Raw genomic sequence first — 20,234 nt, forward strand, 5'->3', positions numbered from 1 at the left:
GGCGAGCGCCGCGTGCACCTGCGCAGGGGGCGGCCGGGTTGGCGAAGGAGCTGGGGCCCGGCGGGGCGCCCGGCCCGCCGGGCAGCGGCCGCTGACTGCGCGCTCCTCTACCGCTGACCGCGCGCCTCCTGCAACGCCGTCCGCGGTCCCCAGGCGGCGTCAGGACGCCTGCGGCGCGGCCGCCCCGGCGCTGCCGCTGCTCGCCTCCGCCGTCCCGGCACCGTCCGGGGAGGGGGCCGCGACCGGACGGGGACCGCTCGGCCAGCCGTGTGCGGGCGGCACGGCGATCGGCCGCCACCAGGCGTCGACGACCTGGTCGGCCGCGGGCTCGAAGGGCTCCCCGGGGCGGGGCATGGCCAGCTTCGCGCCGGCCTCCCGCGCGGCGGCCAGGGTGCGCTCGGCCGGCTCCGCCCACGGGTGCGGGGCGAGGTTGAACGTGCCCCAGTGGATGGGCAGCAGCGTCCCGGCCGGGGTCCCGCCCGACAGGTCCGCGTGCGTCAGCAGCCCCTCCTCCGGCGTCATGTGGATCTCGGACCAGAACTCGCTGTACGCCCCGATCTGGATCATGGTCGCGTCGAACGGGCCGTATGCCGCGCCCGTCTCGGCGAACCCCGGGTAGTAGCCGGTGTCACCGCTGTGGAAGATCCGGTGCTCGGGCCCGGCGACCACCCACGACGCCCAGAGGGTGCGCAGCCCGCCGCGCAGCCCCCGGCCGCAGAAGTGCCGCGCCGGGGTCGCGGTCAGGGTGAGGCTTCCGACCTGCGCGGACTCGTGCCAGTCCAGCTCGATGATCTGGTGCGCCGGAACGCCCCAGTGCTCCAGGTCCGCGCCCACCCCCAGCGGTACGGCGAAGAGCGTGCTGGTGCGGGCCAGGGCACGGATCGACAGCATGTCCAGGTGGTCGTAGTGGTCGTGGGAGATGACCACCGCGTCCACCGGGTCGAGGGCGGCCAGCGCGACGGGCATGGGGTGCAGCCGCCGCGGCCCCACGAAGGTGAACGGCGAGCAGCGCTCGCCCCAGACCGGGTCGAAGAGGACCCGGTGCCCGTCGATCTCGGCGAGCACACTGGAGTGCCCCATCCAGGTGAGCCGCAGGCCGGACGCCGGGGGGCCGCCCCACTCGGCGGCGGTGGGCCGGTGCACCGGGACCGGACCCGTCGGGTACCGGCGGGCGCGGTCGGCACGGCTCAGCTGAGTGCGCAGCATGGGCATCGTCGAGCCGGGGAGCATGGTGCGGGTGGGGACGGGGTTGCGGAACTGCCCGTCGGCGTACTGGGGAGACCGCCGGATACGCTCCAGCCGCTCTCCGGCAGGGTCGGCACCGAAGGCAGCGGGGCGCAGCCGGCCGATGAGGGAGCGTCGGGGGCGGGATCCGGGCACGGCACCTCCAGGTGAGGACGGTGGGGAGCCCGCCTCGGGGCGGAAGCGGACTCCGGTCGATCCATTATGGGCGCAGGTAAATAATCTTGGCGTACCGGCGAAGTGTCCTCGCTGGTCACAGCCGTCCGGACGGGTCAGGCCACCGGCCCGCGGAGCCGTACGGCGGACGTTTCCGTCCGCCGCGCCGCCTTCCACCGCGCCGTTCTCCGGCACCGCGGCACGGCGGCAGGCGCGATCCGGTGCCCGTCACCGCACGACTGCAGAGGACAGCCACCGCGGGGTCCCGGATATTCCGCTCCCGGGGGCGTTCCGAACGCGGCCGGTACACCGCCGCTCACACCCCGCCGGACCGCTTCTCGAACCCGCCCACTCCCCCGCCGGACCGCCGCCTCGAACCGTCGGCGCCCGGCCTCCCCTCCGGCCCTCGGCGCTGCACCGGCCTCCCCGGATCGGCCCGCGGCCCCTGCCCCCATCGGGTCACTCGTGGGTGACCCGATGGGGGCCCGCCCCGGCACTGCCTGCCTACGGCACGAAGCGGATGTCGGGGTGCGCTGCCGACGGCCCGTCCAGCAGGTGGCTGTCCCGGCCCTTCAGCCAGCGGTCGAAGAACGCGGTGACATACGCGCGCTCGGCGGCGACGGCACGGCGGGGCGGGACCGTGCCGATGTTCCGGGTCACCGTCTGCTCCGGGAGGCCCAGTTGCTCGGCGATCTGCGGGAGTGCCGACGCCGTGTCCGAGAAGGCCCCGTGCTCCGCGCCGCGCAGGGTCAGGTCACGGTGCCATCCGGTGCTGTGCCGCCAGGTCGCATCCCAGGACGCGACCGTGTGGTGGTCGTTGCCCTGCTTGCCCATGAGCAGGAACGGCCGGTCGAGCCCGTCGGTGCCGACCGTGGAGGGGTTCGACGGGTCGGCGTCGTCCTGGGTGTAGCCGAGGACTCCGTCGAGGTTCGCCGCGGCCTTGATCCGCGCATCGTCGTGCATGGTCTGAGCCGCGGTGAAGCCGCCGGCGGACGCCCCGAACATGCCGATCCGGTCCAGGTCCGGCGCCCCGCGCAGGCCCTCGGGCAGGCTCCGCGGCCCGCCACCGGGACGGCCTGCGACGCCTTGCCCCTCCCCGGCGCCGGAACGCTTCCCGGCACCGGAACGGCCCGCGTCGTGGGAACGGCTCGCGTCACCGGAACGGTTCTCGCCTCCGGAACGGCGCTCGTCTCCGGAACGCTTTCCGGCACCGGAGCCGTCCCCTGCGGCGAGACCGGCCAGTTGATCGAGAACGAAGCGGGTGTCGGCGACCCGTACCCCGCTGATCTTCTTCAGCAGGCCGGTGACGCGGTCCTCCTGCTTGGCCCGCTCGTACTCCTCCAGCATCCGGCTCCGCTCGGTCCGGCCGTCCGGGAACTCGACCGCGGAGGCCTCATAGGTGTGGTCGACGGAGACCACGAGATATCCGCGCGAGGCCAGTTCGTCGGTGAGGGTGGTGCCCAGGGAGCGCGGATCACCGGCGCCGGGCGAGTAGAGGACCACCGGAAGACGCCGGCCTCCCGGCCGGTCCACGGGGGCACCCGTGTGGGCGTGGGTCCGGGTGGCCGACCAGTCGACCGCGCCCCGCGGGACGCCGCCGAGGTTGTTCATGGCGTCGTACCCCGCGGCCGCGCCCGGCAGCATCTGCGGAGCGCGCGGGAAGCCCCGGGTGTCCCGCGCGGGGTAGCGGATGTCGACCATCAGCTCCCGGTTCGCCCGCGATTCCCCCCAGGGATCCCGCCGCTCGCGGTCGACCAGGTGCAGCGAGACCGTGCCGACGCGGTGCGGGCCGGTCGGCTCGGGCAGGGTCAGCCGGGCGGGCTGCGCCTGGCCGGCGGCCGGAGCGGACCGGGCGGCGACGTCCGCCGCGGACGGCCCGGACGCCCCTGCCGACCCGGACGACCCGGACGACCCGGACGACCCGGACGCCCCTGCCGACCCGGTCGACCCGGTCGACCCGGTCGGCCCGGACGGCCCGGTCAGGGCGAGACCGGCGGTGACGGCGGTGACGGCGACGGCCGTGGCGAGCAGCCGCCGTCTGCGGCGGGAACGGCGTACTGCGGAGGCGGGGGCTGAGGCGGGGGCGGAGGCGGTTCCGTCAGCGGTGACGGACGGGGTTCCGGCATCCATTGCGGAGCCCGCCCGGCCCGTGGACCGGCGAAGAGGCATGGGCACTCCCGGTGCGGCTGGGTCGATGGAACGGCACGACAGGAAGTGCGTCGCGCCGTGCAGCCAGCATTCCGGGGCGGGCGAAGCCGATCGATCGTGCAGACCGGCCTGTTGGCAGGTGGGGACAGCCACACCCCTCGCCGGGTGGGGTGGGCTCATGACCGGAGCGACAACGCCGCCGCCCGGCGGGCCAGGTGACCCAGGGATGCGAGGAACGGTGCCCGGACCCCATGGCCGTCCGGGCATAGCCGGACGGGTCCCAGTGCCGGCCCAGGAGCTGTGGCGAGTGTCGTACGGCCCGGCACGCCTGTCTGCGGACATACGAATGCCCGGTCATCCTCCAAGGGGAGAGGATGACCGGGGCGGTCCGCGCGGGGCCGTCTACCCGTCGCCTGACGCCAGGCGCGCTTGCGGGTAGCAGAGCCGGACGGTCGACATGAACTCGTACGGGCCGACGGCGCGCGCCTCCACGCTGATCGTCGAGCCGTACCTTTCGGCGACGTCGAGCGCTCGCTGAAAGATCTCGCTCAGCACCATGTCGGACGACATGGGACCTGGTGTGGCTTCTCCGGTCACTAGCCGACCATCCCACAATCCAAGCACTTCTGACGGCCGTCGGGCAGCATGATCACGCTCTTATGTCCGTTGGGGCAGGTGTTGCATAACGGGCGGACCGGTGTCGGCTCGTTCATGGCGTCTCCTTCGCTCAGGCGTATTCATCGGGGTTCCCTCCGTGCTGGTCCTGGGGCCAGGCGACGCGGCAGTCGAGGCAGGTGAGCCGCCAGAACAGCACTCCTGTGTCGGGGTGCTTCGCCTTCGAGAGAATCACGCTGGTGCCCCAGCACTTGATGCACTTCACGGGGGGATTTCCCGGGACGCCCTGCCGGGAGGCGTCAGGCCACACACTGTCGTCCATGCCTGACAGTCTCTCAATCTCCGGCAAGTTCCCGGGAGTTCCTGGGCAGGCAACCCCGGCCGACCGCACCGCGGGCCACCCTGGCTGTCGCGGGAAGCTCTCGAGCAACCGCGCGACGGGGCATTCAGGAGGAGGTGGGAGGCGGCAGCCTCGCTCCGCATCCTCCACAGATGCGAGCGCCGTCCGTCCACAGGACGAGCGACGCGCACCCGCCACACCGGATCACCGATTCGGCGTAGCTCTCACAGTGACAACACCTCCCGGGGCACAGCGGAGGTGTCGCCGCCGCGGGGAGTTTCAGGACAGTCCCCGCGACCTTCGACGACAGGTTCCGCCCACTCACGACCCCGCCTCGTGCTCCACTCGGAGGTGGCGGCGTAACAGCACCCGCATATCCGTGCTCTTGCTCTGGTCACCTGCCGCCCGTGCCGTTCGGTGCCGCTCGCGCAGGTGTGCGCACAGCCGACAGTCCCGATGGGGAGCCGGAAGGCCCTCTACACCGTCCCCTCTCGCCACGTGGTCGGGCTCCGTCTGTGTTGACATCCCATCCCCCTGATCTTGGGTAGCCGCTCAATTACCTTCCGTATTGAGTGAACTCCCGAGAGGTCAAGATCAGTTAACACAGAACTCACACAGGGGGTTCCGCCAGTACGGCGACGAGCGGCTCAACACCCCTTTGACCATGGCACAGTTGCCTTATGGACAGCACTCCAGCGGCAGGCGAGAACATCGCTGTGCTCCGCAAGGCCAGGGGTATCGGACAAACCAAACTGGCCAGGGACGCCCAGATCACGGTCTCGTACCTGAGCAAGATCGAGAACGGCGACCGTGCGGCGACTCCTCCAGTCGTCGCAGCCATCGCCAAGGCACTGCATGTCACTACCGCCCGGGTCTACGGACAGCCGTTCCCCGACCCATCGGAACAGGGCGACCTCCTCAACGACCTCAGAAGTGCTGTGAGGTCGTATCGCCTGCCGAAGGTGGACGCTCCCGCACCGACGGCGCTCTCCGACGATCTTCGCCGCGCGGCCCGGCTTCGGGCCGACACGTCATACCTGGAGCTGCTGAGGGTGCTGCCTACTGTCCTTGGGCAAGCAACCGCCTCCGCGATGGCCTCCGACGGCGATTCGGTCGCGTGGGGGAACGTTGTCGACGCGTATGGGTGCGCCTACGCAGTCGCACATAGGCTGGCACAGCCGGATCTGGCGGACACGATCGTGTCCCGGCAGGTCTGGGCTGCTCACCAGACCTGGAACCCGATCGCGGAAGCAGCCGCGTCCTGGAATGAAGCGGGAACGCACCAGAGCGCAGGGAGCTATGACGACGGTCTGACCTTGATCGAATCCGCGATTTCCCAATTCGAGAGCGCGCGCGTCGGCGGACGAGAGGGCGTCGTCGTTCTCGGCTCGCTGCACCTTCGCGGCGTAGTGCTGGCCTCCCGGCATCGCGACAAAGGCGCGACCACGGACCATTTGGCGAAGGCCAAAGAGTTGGCCGCCCAACTCCAGTCCGACGCACTGATGCACAACCTGACGTTCGGCCCGGGGAACGCCTCGCTGTACGAGTTGGCCGCCTACGTTGAGCTGGGAGCCCCCGACAAGGCATCCGAAATGGCAACTCCTCTGATGAAGGGGCCACCAGCCGGATTGAAGCCGTCCCGGGTCGGGCGCCTCTGCATCGACGCCGCGAGGGCCAGACTGGCCCTCAACGATCTTTCAGGGGCAGAAGAAGCCCTGAAGCAGGCATTCGCCGTCGCTCCCCAAATGGCGAGCATTCACCCCATGGGCAGAGAGGTTCTTCGGGTCCTGTTCACCATCCACCAGAGGAGTCGCCCCGATCTCCTGGCCATGGCCAAGCGGGCTGGGCTGCGGGACTGATTTCCGTTCCGCGCCCCAGGCCGCAGTCAGTGACCTGCGGAGTCATCCAGCCCGCTGACCCGCAAGGTGATGTTGAGGCGGCCGGTCAGCCCGAGGCCGGGTGGTGCGGTGCCCGGCCGGATGCGGGGCACTCCGTGGTAGGCGAGACGGGAGGGGCCGCCGAAGACGAAGAGGTCGCCGCTGCGCAGCTCGACATCGGTCCAGGGCCGAGTGCGGGTCTCGGTGTTGCCGAAGCGGAAGACACAGGTGTCGCCGAGGCTGAGGGAGACCACCGGTGCGTCCGAGCGCTCGTCGCTGTCCCGGTGCAGGCCCATCCGGGCGGAGGCGTCATAGAAGTTGATCAGCGCGATGTCGTACGGCGCGGTGCACGGCGCCCCGTACGCCGCCTCCGCCGCCCGGCGGGCCAGGTCGCCCAGCACCGCGGGGAACGGCTTGACCGGTGCCCCGTCGCCGTCCACCACCGTCCGGGCGTAGCCGTACGGATACCAGTGCCAGCCCAGACAGAAACTGCGCACCGACATCTCGCCGCCCCGCGGCATCCGGACCGTCCGGAGCCCGGCGGGCGGCTTCGCCCAGGTGCGGCAGGACTCCACCAGCCGGCGCTGCTCGCCCGCGTCGAGCCACCCGGGCAGGTGGACGGCGCCGGGGGCCACCTCGGCGGGAGGACGGGGAAACAGCTCGACGGTCACCCCTCCATCGTGGCAGCGGCGGGCCCGCACGGGCCATCGTCCCTGCTCGGGCCCGCCAGGACCATGGCGCGCTGATCGGACGGCAGGGGCGGCCGCCGGCCGGTGCCGAGGGGCGGCGCGCGGACGAGAATGTCCCCACACAGGCGCACTCGCCCTCGCCCGACCCCTGACCGCCGGTGCGGTGCGGTCAACTCGCCACCGCGTCGGCCCCTTTGACAGGCGCTCCCCCGGCTCCGGATACTGAATCGCCGTTCAGCCAGAGCCTCCCGAGGAGCACCCCCGTGACCCCCTCCCGCCCCCTGCTGTCCACGACCTGGACCGACGACGTCACCGGGCGCCAGGGCTTCCTGGTCGTCGACCGCCTGGTACGCGGGGTGTGCAGCGGCGGGCTACGGATGCGTCCGGGCTGCACGCTCGACGAAGTCGCCGGACTCGCCCGCGGCATGACGATGAAGGAAGCCCTCCACTACGACCCGCGGGCCCGGTACATCCCGCTCGGCGGCGCCAAGGGCGGCATCGACTGCGCTCCGGACGCCCCGGAGGCGTACGGCGTGCTGGTCCGCTACCTGCGGGCCATGCGCCCGTACATCGAACGGTTCTGGACGACCGGCGAGGACCTGGGACTCAGCCAGGACGTGGTCGACCGGGCGGCGGCCGAGGCCGGGCTCGTCTCCTCCGTCCAGGCGGTGTATCCCCTGCTGGACGACGAGCGGGCCGCCCGGCAGCGGCTGGCCGACGCCTTCGCCGTCGAGGTGGACGGCATCGGGCTGGACGAACTGGCCGGCGGCTGCGGGGTCGCCGAGGCCGTGCTGACCGCGCTGGACCGGGCGGCGGTTCCGCGCCGGGGCGCCCGGGTCTCCGTACAGGGCCTGGGCACGATGGGCGGGGCCACCGCGCGCTTCCTCGCCCGCGCGGGGCTGGACATCGTGGCGGTCGCCGACATCAAGGGGACGATCGCCAATCCGCGGGGCCTCGACGTCGAGGCGCTGCTCGCCGCCCGGGACTCCTTCGGCACCGTCGACCGGTCCGCCCTGCGCCCGTCCGACGCCGAACTCCCCGGCACCGCCTGGCTGGAGACCGAGTGCGAGGTACTGGTCCCGGCCGCCGTCTCCTACTGCGTGGACGCCGGGAACCAGCGGGCCGTCACCACCCGGCTGGTCGTCGAGGCCGCCAACATGCCGGTGCTGCCCGAGGCGGAGGAGCTCCTGGCGGCCCGGGGCGTGACGGTGCTGCCGGATGTGGTCGTCAACTCCGCCACCAACGCCTGGTGGTGGTGGACCCTCTTCGGGGACATCGGCCCCGGCGCCGACGCGGCCTTCGCCCACATCCGGCGCTCCATGCGCGAGCTGACCGGCCGGGTGCTGGACCGCGCCGCGGCCGACGGCAGTACGCCGCGGGCCGCGGCCCACGCCATCGTCGCCGACCGGCTCCCGCTGATCACCGAACGCTTCGGCAGCCACCGCCAGTGAGGGGGCCGGAGATGCGTCGGCGGTGGCCGGGACCTGCTCGTCCTCGCCGTCGGCGCGGCCGGGACCGCGGAGGAGCCCGCTCACCCCCGTGCCGGAACCTCGCAGCTGTCCTTGAACCCCTGACTGGTCAGCCCGAGTGCGCTATTGATCCGCGAGCGCAGGTTCTCCACCGCCACCATCGCGGTCAGCTCCACCACGGCGGGCTCCCCGAGCTGCTCGCGGAGCCGGTCCACGAGGGCGTCGTCGACGGTCGGCGGCGTAGCGGTCATCGCCTCCGCGTACTCCATGACGTCACGCTCCAGCGGGGTGTACACATCGCTCTCCCGCCACGTCGGCACCTCGTGCAGCCGGCGGTGGTCCATGCCCTGCCGACGGCTCTCCCAGTAGCCGAAGTCCAGGCACCAGGCGCAGCCGATGGATGCCGACGAGGCCATGAGGGCGAGCGCCTTCAGATCCTGGTCGAGCTTGTTCCAGCGGGAGAGCGACTGCTCGAAGCGGGCGTAGCCGACCATCAGCCGGGGGTGGTGCCCCATGGCGAGGACCGGGTCGAGCACCTTGCCGTAGGTGCGCCGCGAGTACCACTGAGCGATTCGGACCAGGATGCCGCGCGGCGGGTCGAGCGGGATACGGGCCATGGTGGGCCTCCATCGTGTGCGGGGTCTGCGCTGTCACCCCTACGACGGACCGGCCCCCGGAAATGTGACATCGGTGCCGCGGAGTTCTTCCGGGGGCTTCCGCAGCGTCGCGTCCCGCGCTCACCCGCGGTGGCCGCGAGGCCGACGGCCCACGGAATCCGGCGAGCGACGGCAACCGACAACAACGGACGGCGACGGACGGCCAAAGGGCGCCATCGGCGGCCCGACGGAACCGGAGACTCAGCAGTCCCCCGCCGGCCGGGCCCGCCCCAGCCCCAGTTCCGCGGCGAGGGCGTCGTCCACCCAGGTCTCCATCCGCCGCCGGCTGAGGGCGCCCGGGTAGGCCGTCATCTGCACCGCGAGGCCGTCCAGGAACGCGGTGAGCCGCCAGGCCGCGGACCGCGGATCGGCGCACACGTACTCCCCGGCGTCCGCGCCCTCCGCGATCAGCTCGGCCAGGGTCGACTTCCACTGCCGGTCCAGGCCCAGGGACACCTCGCGCAGCACCGGTTCGCGCAGCGCGGCCGCCCACCCCTCGATCCACAGCTTCCAGCCCTTGGCCTGCCCGGTGGGCGAGTACCAGCGGACCACGGCGCGGAGCCGCTTGACCGCGCTGCCGCCCCGGCCGGCCAGGGTGTGCAGCCGGGCGAGGTCCGCCTCGGCGGCGTGCGCGAACGCCGCCGCGACCAGCTTCTCCTTGGTCGAGAAGTGGTAGAGCACCAGCGCGTTGCTGACCCCGAGCGACGCCGCGACGTCCGAGATCCGGAAGTCCGCGACGCCGCGCGCCTCGATCTGTTCGACCGCCGCGCCCAGCAGTTCCTCGCGCCGTTCCTCGACCCGCAGCCGGACCCTCGTCACATCGTCCCTCTGTTCGTCCGCCCGGTGCACACGCCGGTCGCCGGTCCGGTGCGCATGCCGTATCCGTTCACTCCTTGACGCCCACCCCGCCGTAGAAGCCGATCCTGCCCAGTTCGCCGGCGGGTGGCGGCGGGCCGTCCGGCCGCCACAGCGGCACCTGCACCAGGCCCGGTTCCAGCAGCCGGAATCCGTCGAACAAGGGGAGGACGTCGGCGTGCGGGCGCGGGTTGAGCGTGGCGGTGGCGTTCTTGTAGATCTTCAGCACCTCGGGCATGCCGTCGGGGTGGAAGTCCGAGGTGGCGTGGGAGAGCACCAGCCGGCTGCCCGGGGGAAGGGCCTCGGCGAGGGTGGCGACGATGCCGGCCGGTCCCTCGTCGTCCCGGACGAAGTGGAGGACGGCGACCAGCAGCAGCGCCACCGGCCGGTCGAAGTCGATCAGTTCCCGGACGGCCGGGTGCTCCAGGATCGTCTCGGGCTTGCGGATGTCGGCCAGGGCGAACCCGGTGTCCGGGGTGCCGGTGAGCCGGGCGCCCGCGTGCGACGCCACGATGGGGTCGTTGTCGACATAGGCGACCTTCACGTCGGGCGCGACCCCGCGGGCGATCTCGTGCGGGTTGGGCGAGGTGGGGATGCCCGTGCCGACGTCGATGATCTGCCGGACGCCGCTCTCCACCACGGAGCGGACGGCCCGTTCGAGGAAGGCGCGGTTCATCCGGGCCGCGGTGAGGATCTCGGGTATCTGCCGGACCACGCCCGCGGCGGCCTCCCGGTCCACCTGGTAGTTGTCCCGTCCCCCCAGGTAGAAGTCGTACATGCGGGCCGGGTGGGGCCTGCTGGTGTCTATCTCGTCGGCGGAGAAGCCCTGGTCGGTCACGCCGCTCTCCCTTCGGTGCACAGTCCCCGTCATGCGAGCAGGAAGTCGGCTTCGCCGGCCTTCGCGCCCTGGATGAACGTCTCGATCTCGTGGTGGGTGTAGATGAGCGCGGGTCCATCCGGGTCCGTCGACTGGCGCAGTGCCACCCGGCCGTCACTCAGCCTCATGGCCTCGAGACAGCTTCCCCCGTTACCGCCGCTCCACGGCTTGTGCCAGCCCTCGGTACCGAGGTCCTTGGCCGGCATGCCGTTGTATATGCGACCCATCTGGTCTCAGATCTCCTTGCGAATGCCACCCAGGTATCCCTCGGTGGTGTGTGCGGGCAGGGCCTGCGCGCACATCCGGTCCAGAGCCTCCAGGAACGCCGAGACGTCGTCGCGTTGGTCGAAGTAGACGCCGCCCAGAAGGCTTTCCGTGTAGGCGATGTCCGGCAGCTCCTGGATCGGGAACCGGAAAATGTGGAACGGGCCGTACATCGCGGGGTGGGGGCCGGCGGCGAACGGCATCAGCTGCAGCCGTACGTTCGGCATCGACATGGCGTCGATCAGCCGGTCCACCTGCTCCCGCATCACGCCGGGTCCCCCGATGGGCCGGCGCAGCACCGTCTCGTCCATGACGACCCACAGCACCGGCGCGTCAGCCTTGGTCAACAGGCTCTGGCGCTCGATACGGAGGGCGACGAGGCGGTCGATCTCGTCGTCGGAGGCGTGCGGCTGTCCGGCGCGCAGCACGGCCCGGGCGTACGCCGGGGTCTGCAGCAGGCCGGGGATGTAGTGCGGTTCGTAGGCCCGGATGAGGTTGGCCTCACCCTCCAGGCTGACGAACGCGCTGAACCACTCCGGCAGGACATCGCGGAAGCGGTGCCACCAGCCGCGCCGGTTCGCCTCTCGTGCCAGGGACAGGAATCCCTCGATCTCCTCCTGTTCCGTGATGCCGTAGGTGAGAAGGAGTTTCTCGACATACGGGATTTTCAGCCCGACTTCGGCCTTCTCCATGCGGCGGACCGTGGCGTGGGTGACGTCGAGGGCGCGCCCCGCGTCCTCGTACGACAGGCCCGCCTTCTCCCGGAGGTCCTGCAAGCGCTTGCCGAGCACCATGCGCAGGACCGTGGGGGCACCGCCGGGACGTGCGTCGGCCACTACCGATCCCCTCCAACTGGCTTCACAGTCACGCAGTGTGTCATGGCGTCACTTCAGCTGACAGGCTGTCCTTGTGATTCTGCAATTTACAGATTGAACCTTGCCATAGCTGTTGTGGCACGCGCATAGTTACGGCGTGGCTTCCTTCCATGACGTCCTCCGGTTAATGGACCACGGCGGCACTCTCGCCGAGGGCCGCCAGGACGCGTTCCAACTGCCGGCGCTGCGCACCTCCGTGGCCGAGGCACGACGGCGCGTCCTGGAACGGCTGAGCGCGTGGGGAGTCGACGACGAGTCCCGCTGCAGCATGGAGTTGGTGGTCTCCGAACTCGTCACCAACGTCGTGCGGCACACCGACAGCGAGAAGCTCGGCTGCGAACTGCGCTCCGACGGGCGCCGGTTGCGCCTGGAGGTGACCGACGAGGGCTGCGCGGCGACCGAGCCGCACCCCGGGTCGGGCGATGTGGACGGGGAGAGCGGCCGGGGGCTGCTCCTGGTCGACGCGCTGTCCCGCACCTGGGGTGTGCACCCCGGGACCAGCGGGCGGGGGCATGTCGTCTGGGCCGAACTGGAGTGCACGGCCGAACTGGAGTGCAACGGGGACGCGGCGGGACGGGCCTGACCCGCCCCCGCACCCCGGGGCGCGTCACGCACCCGAACACGCCCCGTCACCCGAGGGTCCCGTAGCGGCCCTGGAACGCACACCCGCACCCACACCCACGGCCGGCGGGTTCAGCGGCAGGCCGGACCGTTCCGCCCGGCGGCCACCACGGAACCCCCCGCGGACTCACCACGGACTCCCCGGCCGGACGCGGCGGGCCGTCCCGGACCGGAGCGGCAGCCCCGGATCCGGACAACAGCCCCCGTTCAGAGCGGCAGCAGGTCCGGACGCTTGGGCTCGACGTGGTCCCCCGAGGACTCGCCCCGCAGGCGGCGGCCGATCCACGGCACCAGATGCTCGCGCGCCCACTGGACGTTGTCCCGGCGCACCTCGGCCGCGCCCCGCTCCGGCTCCGGCGGCCACGGCTGGTCCGGGTCCGCGGGCACCGGCAGGCCGAGCACCTGGCCCGCCCGGAGCGCGACCCGGGTGTGCCCGTCCGGGGAGAGGTGCAGCCGGTCGCCGTCCCAGGCCCGCCGGTCCTGCACCGAGCGCAGCGACCACAGGTCCAGCACCGGGCACTCGTAGCGGTCGGCGATGGCCCGTACGTGGGCGGTGTAGGTGGCGATCTTCCCCCGGAGGTGGCGGAGGACGGGTACGCCGCGGGTGTCGAAGCCGGTGCACACCATGACGGTGCCGACCGCTCCCGCCAGGTCGGCGACCGCCGCCTCGAAGCGCTCGGCCACGTCGTCGGGGTCGCTGCCCGGCCGGAGGATGTCGTTGCCGCCGGCGCAGAAGCTCACGAGGTCGGGGCCGAGTTCCTTGGCCCGGGGCACCTGCTCGGCGACGATCTGGTCGAGCAGCCTGCCGCGGACGGCGAGGTTGGCGTACCGGAAGCCCTCGGGCGGGGTGCCGTCCGGGCCGCCGGAGCCGGAACGCACCTCGGAGCCGGAGTGCACGTCGGAGAGAAGGACGGCGAGCCGGTCGGCCCAGCCGAGGAACGCGCCTCCCGGGCCGGGGTCGCCGACCCCTTCGGTGAAACTGTCCCCGACGGCCGCGTACGACCCGATGAGCCCGCTGGTGATTGAAGTCGAATCGTCTGCCACGTCAGCCGATGATTCACCTCCAGGAGTGACCTACGCCACCGTAACCGGGGGTTGACGAGGCGTGATATTGGCCACCGGCTGATTTCCCGAACTCCGGAAGAGAACCTCTCCCGTCGAAATGATTGCCTCGGCAACCAATACCGTAGGGTCGAGAGGTCACCTCGTCGGCGGAGAGCGTCGACGGCCGACAGCGAGGAGCGCCCGTGACGCAGACGCCTCAGGTCCCGCAGGCCCCGTCGACCGAGCCCGAGCTCGCGGGGGTGCGCAACTTCCGTGACGTCGGCGGACTGCCGGCCGCGGACGGCCGGCGCGTACGGACCGGCGTGCTGTTCCGGAGCGGCCATCTGGCGAGCGCGACGTCCGAGGACGCCACGTTCCTGGCCTCGCTCGGCCTGCACACGATCTTCGATTTCCGGAACTCCGCCGATGTGGCCCTCGAAGGCCCGGATGTGGCACTGCCGGGCGTGCGCCACCTCAACATCCCGCTGACCGACCCGGCGCACGGCGCCGAGTTCTGGAAGATGGTGCGCGACGGCGAGCTGGACCAGCTCCGGGGCGTGCTCGGCGACGGCAAGGCCGCCGCCCGGATGACCACCATCTACCGCGAGATCATCCGGGACCGCACCGCCGAGCACAGCCGGGTGCTGCACGCTCTCGCCGACGACAGCGTCCCGGCGCTGATGCACTGCGCCGCCGGCAAGGACCGGGCCGGGCTGTCGATCGCCGTGGCCCTGCTCGCGCTGGGCGTCGAGCGCGACGCCATCGAGACCGACTACCTGGCGAGCAACGCCGCGCACCGCCGCTACCGGATGCGCCGCGACGACACCTCCGAGGCCCGCCTGTCGGACGAGGTCAGAGAGCTGCTGAGCCCGCTCTTCGACGCCCGCGCGGAGTACCTGACCGCGGCGTTCGAGACGATCGCCGAGACCTGGGGCACGGTCGACACCTATCTGCGGGAGGGCCTGGAGTTCGGCCCGGCGGACCGCGAGCGGCTCCGCGAACGGTTCCTCACCAGCGCGTGACCTGCGGGGACGGGCCCCCGTCCCGGTCTCCCGGGCCCAGGGGCTGTTTCGGAGGTGGATCGAGGTCTGTGATGATCACCGTGTGGGGCACGGTGATCTGACGAAGGAGCAAGGGACCAGGTGGGCGGTCGGCCTCAGTGCTCTCTCAGCCGGAGTGCAGGATCCGAAAGCGATCGGGTTCCGCCGGGTCCCGGTCAACGACTTGGGTTGGTGCCCAAGCCCATTGCCGAACGCTGATGCCCGGCGTGCGGGAGAACCGGATCGGTCCGCGGGTGCCCTCCACCGCCACGCGCGGCCATGACCCGGCGACAGCCGCCCGGTCCGTGCCGTGGGAACGCAGCACCGCGGCGAGGACGGCAAGGGTGTCCCAGCCCTCGAACGCGACGAAGGAGGGCGCTTCGCCCAGCCGCTCGCGGAGCTCCTTCCCCACGCGTTCGCCGAGCGGACCGAGGCGCTCGGGCAGGTAGCGCAGGAACGGGATCCCGGCCCCGTCCTCGCCCAGCGCCGCGCCCCATTCGGCGAACTCCGGTTGTCCGGCCGGAGCGCCGATCAGGATCTGAGCGAGCCGCCGATCGCCCCGGACGGCCCTGACGATCGGCACCGCCGGCTCCGGATGGCCGACCAGCAGGAGGAGCGCCGTCACGCCGTGGTCGACGAGCGCGTCGCACAGGGCGTCGGGGGTGAGGGCGTTCGTGTCCAGTTCGACGACGGTGCCGCCGCGGGGAGCGAGGTGGTCCCGCAGGACGCGGGTCCCGGACGCCCAGTAGACGCTCGGCTGGGTCGCCACGGCGATCCGTCGCCGGCCCGCGCCGAGGAGGAAGTCCGCGTAGATCCGCCAGCCGTGGGACTGGGCCGGGGCCACCCGCGCGACCCACTCCGTCGGCTCCTCGGTGAGTGCGTCGAGCACCGCGGACGAGCAGAGGAACGGTACGCCGAGGGCGTCGGCCCGGGCGGCTGCGGCGCGGGCGACGACGCTGTGGTACTCGCCCGCGACGGCGGCCACGCCCAGGCCGGCCAGTTCGTCCACGGCCGCCGCAGCCCGCTCCGGATCGGCCGCGGTGTCCCGGACCACCAGCTCCAGTGGTCTGCCGTCGATCCCACCGGCGTCGTTGACCTCACGAACGGCCAGGTCGAGTCCTGCGAGCAGGTGTCGCCCCGCCTCGACCCAGCCGGGCCGCGTCAGCGGGACGAGAGCGCCCAGGCGGACGGACGCTCCGTCTGTGCGCTCCGCTCCGGACGGCGATGGTGGCGTGTTCATCGGGTGGCTTCTCCCCTGGGACGGTGCTGTCGTGGTCAGCCCGGATCGCACGCCGGCCGGGGCAGGCTGTTCGCGTTCATCACCTCTCGCCGCGGCGGGCGCCCCCACGTGATCATGCCGGACATTGGATCCACCGCCATCGCCGATCGGCAACCGATTATTGTTCGCCGAGCTGCCGAGCGTCATCGTCACCGACGAGGGCCTGCACCTCAGAAGGTCACCTCTGAAACGGACACCTAGTTGGCCCCTATGGAGAAGAGCAGGTAGAGGAAGCCGGCGAAGAGATGGCCGGCCACCAGGTAGGCGAACAGCCGGAGGACGAGTCCGCGGGGGAAGCGGCCGTCCTCGCGCTCGACGCCCGGTTCGTCCTTGGGTGGCATACGGGGAGCCTTTCCGGACGGTCCCGGGGCGCACGCGGGCACACCGGGGACGCCCTGGGTGCGCGGGGAGCGTTCCGGGATGGGAGCGGTCCCGGGTTCCGGGGCCGCTGGTCAGAAGGTTCGGCGGGGCAGAAGGTGCGGCGAGGTCAGAAGGTGCGGCAGGGTCAGAAGGTCCGGCGCGGCTCCCCGCCGAGACACAGCTCGGCGGCGTTGCTCCGCAGCAGGGTGTGGACGAAGAGCAGGTCCGCGCCGCCCGCCGAGACGGCCGCGATCCGGTGCGGGGTGAGCGAGTCGAAGTGCGCGGAGTCGCCGGGCTCCAGGACCTCCGCGCTGTCCCCCAGCGTCAGCCGGAGCCGGCCGCCGAGGACGTGGATCCACTCCTCGCCGGGGTGCACCCGCACCAGGTCGCCCTGCGGGCCGCCGGCCGGCACATGCACCCGGAGGGCCTGCATGGCGCGGCCCGGGGCGCCGGCCTGCCAGTACGTCCAGCCCTCGGCCTCGGCCGGCTCCGCGCGGGCGGCCCGGATGACGGAGTCCGGGGCCGGGGGCCGCTCGCCGAGCAGTTCCGAGACCGTCGTGCCTTGACGTGCTCCCTGGCCTACAGTCCGGGGATTCCGGCCTGGGTCGGCTGACCCTTCCGGGGGCTTCCTGCTTCACCGCGCTGTGCGGGCACATGTACCCGTCTTACCGGCGCTCCACAGGCGTTTGACGTCTCCACCCGTCCGGCGGCGACGATACGGCGTCCTTCGGCCAGGACGTTGGATGCGGCGTTGTGGTCACGCTCATGCACGGCCCCACACTGACCGCAGGTCCACTCCCGGATGTGCAGGGGCTTGGGACCGTCCCGGAATCCGCAGACCGAGCAGAGCTGGGAGGACGGGAACACCCGGTCCACCTTTGCGAAGGTGCGGCCGTGTTTGGCGGCCTTGTATTCCAGCATGCCGACGAAGGCAGCCCATCCCGCGTCGTGCACGGACTTGGCCAGCCGGCTGCGGCCGAGGCCGGACACCGCGAGGTCCTCCACGTACACCGCTTGGTTGTCGCGGATGATCTGTGTGGATGCCTTGTGGTGGAAGTCCCGGCGCCGGTCGGTCACCCGTGCGTGCTGGCGTGCGACCTTGATCCGGGCCTTGACCCGGTTCCTCGAACCCTTCGCCTTGCGGGACAGCTCCCGCTGAAGCCGCCTGAGCTTCTTCTCCGCCCGGCGCAGGAAACGCGGGGCAGCGATCTTCGTCCCGTCGGAGAGGACGGCGAAGGCGGACAGGCCGAGGTCGATGCCGGTGTCGGTCTGCGCCTCGGGGAGGATGTCGGGCTCGGTGTCCACGACGAAGCTCAGGAAGTACCGCCCCGAGCTGTCCAGGGTGACGGTCAGGGACGTGGGTGCGGCCGGAAGCCGACGCGACCACCTGACCTTGAGGCTGCCGACCTTGGCCACATACACCGTGCCGTCCCCTTGGAGGGAGAAGGCGCCGGCAGTCAGGCGGATCGACTGCCGGGTGTCCTTCTTCGACTTGTACCGCGGCGGCCCGACCCTCCGGCCCCGCCGCTTGCCCTTGAGACTGTCGAAGAAGTTCTTGTAGGCGGTATCCAGGTCGCGCAGGGACTGTTGCAGGACGACCGCCGACACCTCCGCGAGCCAGGCGCGCTCGATGGTGCGTTTGGCTTGGGTGATGCGACGCCGGGACAGCTCCCCCGACGTCACATACGGCAGCCCCGCCGCATGCGCTTCCCTGCGGTCGCGCAGGCAGTCGTTCCACACCACCCGCGCGCACCCGAACGCCTGCGCCAAAGCGCGGCACTGGGAGGCATCCGGGTAGGCCCGGTAGTTGTAGCGGAGCTGCATGACCGCGACGCTACTACGACTTGGTCTCGCGAATCAGGTGAATGACTAAAGGCGTGGCAGGCATGTGGTTTCGGTGATGCACGTTCACTTGGTCTTTATGACCAAGTACTAGCGTGGAGTGTTCGAACACGCGGTCATCAGTGGTCACCCTCGTACTTCGCCACATCCTGCGGTACAGCACCGTTGGCGATCATCCGCCACTACATCGAGCAGCAACAACACCCGTACTGACGTGCACGTCAGAGCAGCCTTGAGATGCATTCATCCCCGGCGTGAACGCCGGGGCTTGTCGCAAGAGTCCCGGTAAGCGCGGGCGACGGCCGGCAGCTCCTCCGGCGGCGGGCCGCCGGACCGCTGTCCGGTCTCGAGTGTCATACCCCGATTGAGCCAGAGCCCCTGCCCCTGAGGCAAGAAAGTTGCCTCAGAGGCAAATCCGCCCCAGTCAGCGCTCCACCACCGCCTGCTTCACCAGGGTGCGGCCGAAGTCCCAGAGCAGCCCGCCGCCGCTGTGGGCGTCGTCCATGACCTCGGTGAACGCCGAGACGAAGCGGTCCACCTCCCGCTCCCCGATGATCAGCGGGGGAATCAGCTTGATCACTTCGAGCCGGTCGCCGGAGACCTGGGTGAGGATGCGGTGCCGCTGGAGCAGCGGGGCCACCACCATCTGGGCGAACAGCCCCTTGCGGGCGGCCTGGAGCATCGCCCACCGGCTGCGCAGCACCAGCGACTTCGGCCGGCCGAACTCGATGCCGATCATCAGGCCCCGGCCGCGGACGTCGTGCAGCAGCTCGTACCGGTCGGCCAGCGCCGTGAGCCGGGAGCGCAGCAGGTCGCCGGTGTGCCGGGCGTTGGCCACGATGCCCTCGTCCTCCAGCACCGCGAGGGTCGCGAGCCCGGCTGCCATGGCCTGGGCGTTGCCGCCGAAGCTGGCGGAGTGGACGAGCACCCGGTCCATGGAGGAGTAGACCCGCCGGAAGATCCAGTCCCGGCCGAGGGTGGCGCCGACCGGGACGTAGCCGCCGGAGAGCGCCTTGGCCACGCACACCAGGTCCGGTTCGACGCCCTCCTCGTGCTGGTAGGCGAAGAAGTCGCCGGTGCGGCCGAGGCCGGTCTGCACCTCGTCGGAGATGAGCAGGGCCTTGTGGCGGCGCAGCAGGTGCTGGGCGGCGAGCAGGAAGCCCGGCGGGGCCGCGTGCACGCCCTTGCCCTGGACCGGCTCGACGATGAACGCCGCGACGTCGCCGCGCCGCAGCTCCCGTTCCAGGGCGTCCAGGTCGCCCAGGGCGATGGCGGTGTCGGGCAGCAGTGGGGCGAAGCCGTCGCGGAAGCACTCCTCGCCGTTGACCGAGAGGGAGCCGGTGGTCAGCCCGTGGAAGCCGTGGGTGCAGTGGACGACGCGCGGCTTGCCGGTGGCGTATCGGGCGAACTTGAGCGCGGTCTCCACCGCCTCCGTGCCGCTGTTGCCGAAGAACACACGGTCCAGGTGGGGGGCGTGGCCGAGGAGCCGTGCGGCGAGCAGGCCGGGCAGCGGCTGGCAGTCGAAGCGGGTGAGGTCGGCGAGGGAGGCGTCGAGGACGTCGTGCAGGGCCTTGCGGACGACCGGGTGGTGCCGGCCCAGGCCCATCACCCCGAAGCCGGCGAGCATGTCGAGGTAGTCCAGACCGTCCGCGTCCCAGAAGTACGCGCCCTCGGCCCGCTCGTAGACCTTGTCGAAGCCGATGGTGTGCAGCATGCGCGGCAGTTGGTGGTTGAGGTACCGGGTGTGCAGGCCGTAGCGCTCGGCGCCGCGCTCCGCGAGCAGCCTTCCGAGGTCGAAGCCCTTGCTGCCCTGCCCGGCGGGCTCGGCGGGGCCGGCGGGCCCGACGGACTCAGCGGATGTCATGCACTCTCCTCACGGCCCGGCCCGGTCCGGCCGGGGCCGACGGCTGGACGGGGCGCCGCCGGCGGGAGGTGCCCCGGTGGATCCGGCCCGGCGGGCGACCGGTCCGGCCCCGTGGCCGGAC

The 20,234-nt window shown here is 71.7% G+C and carries 19 protein-coding genes and 2 pseudogenes; 5 read left to right on the top strand and 16 right to left on the bottom strand.

Annotation, left to right across the window (positions count from 1 at the left end):
- Window positions 1-159: 159 nt before the first annotated feature.
- From ABT112_RS32940 to ABT112_RS32955, 4 genes are all read right to left on the bottom strand, one after another.
- Complete coding sequence (locus ABT112_RS32940) at window positions 160-1,380, bottom strand: MBL fold metallo-hydrolase (RefSeq protein ID WP_351515475.1); 1,221 nt, start codon at window positions 1,378-1,380, stop codon at window positions 160-162.
- 522 nt (window positions 1,381-1,902) lie between these two features.
- On the bottom strand, window positions 1,903-3,528 hold the full coding sequence (locus tag ABT112_RS32945; protein ID WP_351515476.1) for an alpha/beta hydrolase family protein: 1,626 nt from the start codon (window positions 3,526-3,528) through the stop codon (window positions 1,903-1,905).
- 420 nt (window positions 3,529-3,948) lie between these two features.
- A complete protein-coding gene (locus ABT112_RS32950; protein ID WP_351515477.1) occupies window positions 3,949-4,116 on the bottom strand; it encodes a hypothetical protein in 168 nt (55 codons plus the stop codon).
- A 157-nt stretch (window positions 4,117-4,273) separates the two neighbouring features.
- Window positions 4,274-4,483 (bottom strand): hypothetical protein, encoded by a 210-nt coding sequence (locus ABT112_RS32955; protein WP_351515478.1) that lies wholly within the window; start codon window positions 4,481-4,483, stop codon window positions 4,274-4,276.
- Between the two features lie 698 nt (window positions 4,484-5,181).
- On the opposite strand from ABT112_RS32955, the gene ABT112_RS32960 reads away from it, so the two are divergent.
- On the top strand, window positions 5,182-6,360 hold the full coding sequence (locus tag ABT112_RS32960) for a helix-turn-helix domain-containing protein (RefSeq protein WP_351515479.1): 1,179 nt from the start codon (window positions 5,182-5,184) through the stop codon (window positions 6,358-6,360).
- 26 nt (window positions 6,361-6,386) lie between these two features.
- On the opposite strand, the gene ABT112_RS32965 is transcribed toward ABT112_RS32960, so the two are convergent.
- Window positions 6,387-7,049: an alpha-ketoglutarate-dependent dioxygenase AlkB family protein gene (locus ABT112_RS32965; RefSeq protein ID WP_351515480.1), complete on the bottom strand. Its 663-nt coding sequence runs from the start codon at window positions 7,047-7,049 to the stop codon at window positions 6,387-6,389.
- Between the two features lie 281 nt (window positions 7,050-7,330).
- Between ABT112_RS32965 and ABT112_RS32970 the strand changes: the two genes are divergently transcribed.
- A complete protein-coding gene (locus tag ABT112_RS32970; RefSeq protein WP_351515481.1) occupies window positions 7,331-8,518 on the top strand; it encodes a Glu/Leu/Phe/Val dehydrogenase dimerization domain-containing protein in 1,188 nt (395 codons plus the stop codon).
- A gap of 80 nt (window positions 8,519-8,598) precedes the next feature.
- On the opposite strand, the gene ABT112_RS32975 is transcribed toward ABT112_RS32970, so the two are convergent.
- The 5 genes from ABT112_RS32975 to ABT112_RS32995 form a co-directional block, all read right to left on the bottom strand.
- Window positions 8,599-9,153: a carboxymuconolactone decarboxylase family protein gene (locus tag ABT112_RS32975; protein ID WP_351515482.1), complete on the bottom strand. Its 555-nt coding sequence runs from the start codon at window positions 9,151-9,153 to the stop codon at window positions 8,599-8,601.
- A gap of 240 nt (window positions 9,154-9,393) precedes the next feature.
- Window positions 9,394-10,011, bottom strand: coding sequence for a TetR/AcrR family transcriptional regulator (locus ABT112_RS32980; protein WP_351515483.1), 618 nt, complete (start codon window positions 10,009-10,011; stop codon window positions 9,394-9,396).
- A 67-nt stretch (window positions 10,012-10,078) separates the two neighbouring features.
- Window positions 10,079-10,918 (bottom strand): SAM-dependent methyltransferase, encoded by an 840-nt coding sequence (locus tag ABT112_RS32985; protein ID WP_351515484.1) that lies wholly within the window; start codon window positions 10,916-10,918, stop codon window positions 10,079-10,081.
- Window positions 10,915-11,151, bottom strand: a complete 237-nt coding sequence (locus tag ABT112_RS32990) for a DUF397 domain-containing protein (RefSeq protein WP_351515485.1) — start codon at window positions 11,149-11,151, stop codon at window positions 10,915-10,917. The genes ABT112_RS32985 and ABT112_RS32990 overlap by 4 nt, the downstream gene beginning before the upstream one ends.
- A 6-nt stretch (window positions 11,152-11,157) precedes the next feature.
- Window positions 11,158-12,024, bottom strand: coding sequence for a Sco1979 family transcriptional regulator (locus tag ABT112_RS32995; protein ID WP_351515486.1), 867 nt, complete (start codon window positions 12,022-12,024; stop codon window positions 11,158-11,160).
- A gap of 136 nt (window positions 12,025-12,160) precedes the next feature.
- On the opposite strand from ABT112_RS32995, the gene ABT112_RS33000 reads away from it, so the two are divergent.
- Window positions 12,161-12,646, top strand: a complete 486-nt coding sequence (locus tag ABT112_RS33000; RefSeq protein ID WP_351515487.1) for an ATP-binding protein — start codon at window positions 12,161-12,163, stop codon at window positions 12,644-12,646.
- 245 nt (window positions 12,647-12,891) lie between these two features.
- Here the strand turns inward: ABT112_RS33000 and ABT112_RS33005 are convergent, their stop codons facing one another.
- Complete coding sequence (locus ABT112_RS33005; RefSeq protein ID WP_351515488.1) at window positions 12,892-13,728, bottom strand: SGNH/GDSL hydrolase family protein; 837 nt, start codon at window positions 13,726-13,728, stop codon at window positions 12,892-12,894.
- A gap of 203 nt (window positions 13,729-13,931) precedes the next feature.
- Here ABT112_RS33005 and ABT112_RS33010 point away from each other — a divergent pair, with 203 nt between their 5' ends.
- Window positions 13,932-14,750 (top strand): tyrosine-protein phosphatase, encoded by an 819-nt coding sequence (locus ABT112_RS33010; RefSeq protein WP_351515489.1) that lies wholly within the window; start codon window positions 13,932-13,934, stop codon window positions 14,748-14,750.
- Between the two features lie 145 nt (window positions 14,751-14,895).
- Here ABT112_RS33010 and ABT112_RS33015 read toward each other — a convergent pair whose 3' ends face one another.
- From ABT112_RS33015 to ABT112_RS33030, 4 genes and pseudogenes are all read right to left on the bottom strand, one after another.
- Window positions 14,896-16,008, bottom strand: coding sequence for an ABC transporter substrate-binding protein (locus ABT112_RS33015; RefSeq protein WP_351515490.1), 1,113 nt, complete (start codon window positions 16,006-16,008; stop codon window positions 14,896-14,898).
- A 236-nt stretch (window positions 16,009-16,244) separates the two neighbouring features.
- Window positions 16,245-16,388 carry a DUF6126 family protein gene (locus tag ABT112_RS33020; protein WP_351515491.1) on the bottom strand — a complete coding sequence of 48 codons (144 nt, stop codon included), beginning with the start codon at window positions 16,386-16,388 and terminating at the stop codon, window positions 16,245-16,247.
- A 164-nt stretch (window positions 16,389-16,552) separates the two neighbouring features.
- Window positions 16,553-16,969, bottom strand: a pseudogene (locus ABT112_RS33025) (cupin domain-containing protein); the annotation flags it as partial.
- Between the two features lie 17 nt (window positions 16,970-16,986).
- Complete coding sequence (locus tag ABT112_RS33030; RefSeq protein ID WP_351515492.1) at window positions 16,987-18,231, bottom strand: RNA-guided endonuclease InsQ/TnpB family protein; 1,245 nt, start codon at window positions 18,229-18,231, stop codon at window positions 16,987-16,989.
- Between the two features lie 129 nt (window positions 18,232-18,360).
- Here ABT112_RS33030 and ABT112_RS33035 point away from each other — a divergent pair.
- Window positions 18,361-18,462, top strand: a pseudogene (locus tag ABT112_RS33035) (transposase); the annotation flags it as partial.
- A 211-nt stretch (window positions 18,463-18,673) separates the two neighbouring features.
- On the opposite strand, the gene ABT112_RS33040 reads toward ABT112_RS33035, so the two are convergent.
- The gene (locus ABT112_RS33040) at window positions 18,674-20,113 is read right to left on the bottom strand and encodes an aspartate aminotransferase family protein (RefSeq protein WP_351515493.1); all 1,440 of its coding nucleotides are present in this window, start codon (window positions 20,111-20,113) and stop codon (window positions 18,674-18,676) included.
- Window positions 20,114-20,234 lie beyond the last annotated feature (121 nt).

It is taken from the genome of Streptomyces sp. NPDC002055 (genome assembly GCF_040296705.1).
Lineage (GTDB): Bacteria > Actinomycetota > Actinomycetes > Streptomycetales > Streptomycetaceae > Streptomyces.

Excerpts from the sequence above, each read along its gene's own strand:
- ABT112_RS32985 (WP_351515484.1), bottom strand. The coding sequence starts at position 10,918 with ATGACGGGGACTGTGCACCGAAGGGAGAGCGGCGTGACCGACCAGGGC.
- ABT112_RS32975 (WP_351515482.1), bottom strand. The coding sequence starts at position 9,153 with ATGGCCCGTATCCCGCTCGACCCGCCGCGCGGCATCCTGGTCCGAATC.
- ABT112_RS32960 (WP_351515479.1), top strand. The coding sequence starts at position 5,182 with ATGGACAGCACTCCAGCGGCAGGCGAGAACATCGCTGTGCTCCGCAAG.
- ABT112_RS32945 (WP_351515476.1), bottom strand. The coding sequence starts at position 3,528 with ATGGATGCCGGAACCCCGTCCGTCACCGCTGACGGAACCGCCTCCGCC.
- ABT112_RS32990 (WP_351515485.1), bottom strand. The coding sequence starts at position 11,151 with ATGGGTCGCATATACAACGGCATGCCGGCCAAGGACCTCGGTACCGAG.
- ABT112_RS33015 (WP_351515490.1), bottom strand. The coding sequence starts at position 16,008 with ATGAACACGCCACCATCGCCGTCCGGAGCGGAGCGCACAGACGGAGCG.
- ABT112_RS33020 (WP_351515491.1), bottom strand. The coding sequence starts at position 16,388 with ATGCCACCCAAGGACGAACCGGGCGTCGAGCGCGAGGACGGCCGCTTC.
- ABT112_RS33040 (WP_351515493.1), bottom strand. The coding sequence starts at position 20,113 with ATGACATCCGCTGAGTCCGTCGGGCCCGCCGGCCCCGCCGAGCCCGCC.
- ABT112_RS32955 (WP_351515478.1), bottom strand. The coding sequence starts at position 4,483 with ATGGACGACAGTGTGTGGCCTGACGCCTCCCGGCAGGGCGTCCCGGGA.
- ABT112_RS33030 (WP_351515492.1), bottom strand. The coding sequence starts at position 18,231 with ATGCAGCTCCGCTACAACTACCGGGCCTACCCGGATGCCTCCCAGTGC.
- ABT112_RS32950 (WP_351515477.1), bottom strand. The coding sequence starts at position 4,116 with ATGTCGTCCGACATGGTGCTGAGCGAGATCTTTCAGCGAGCGCTCGAC.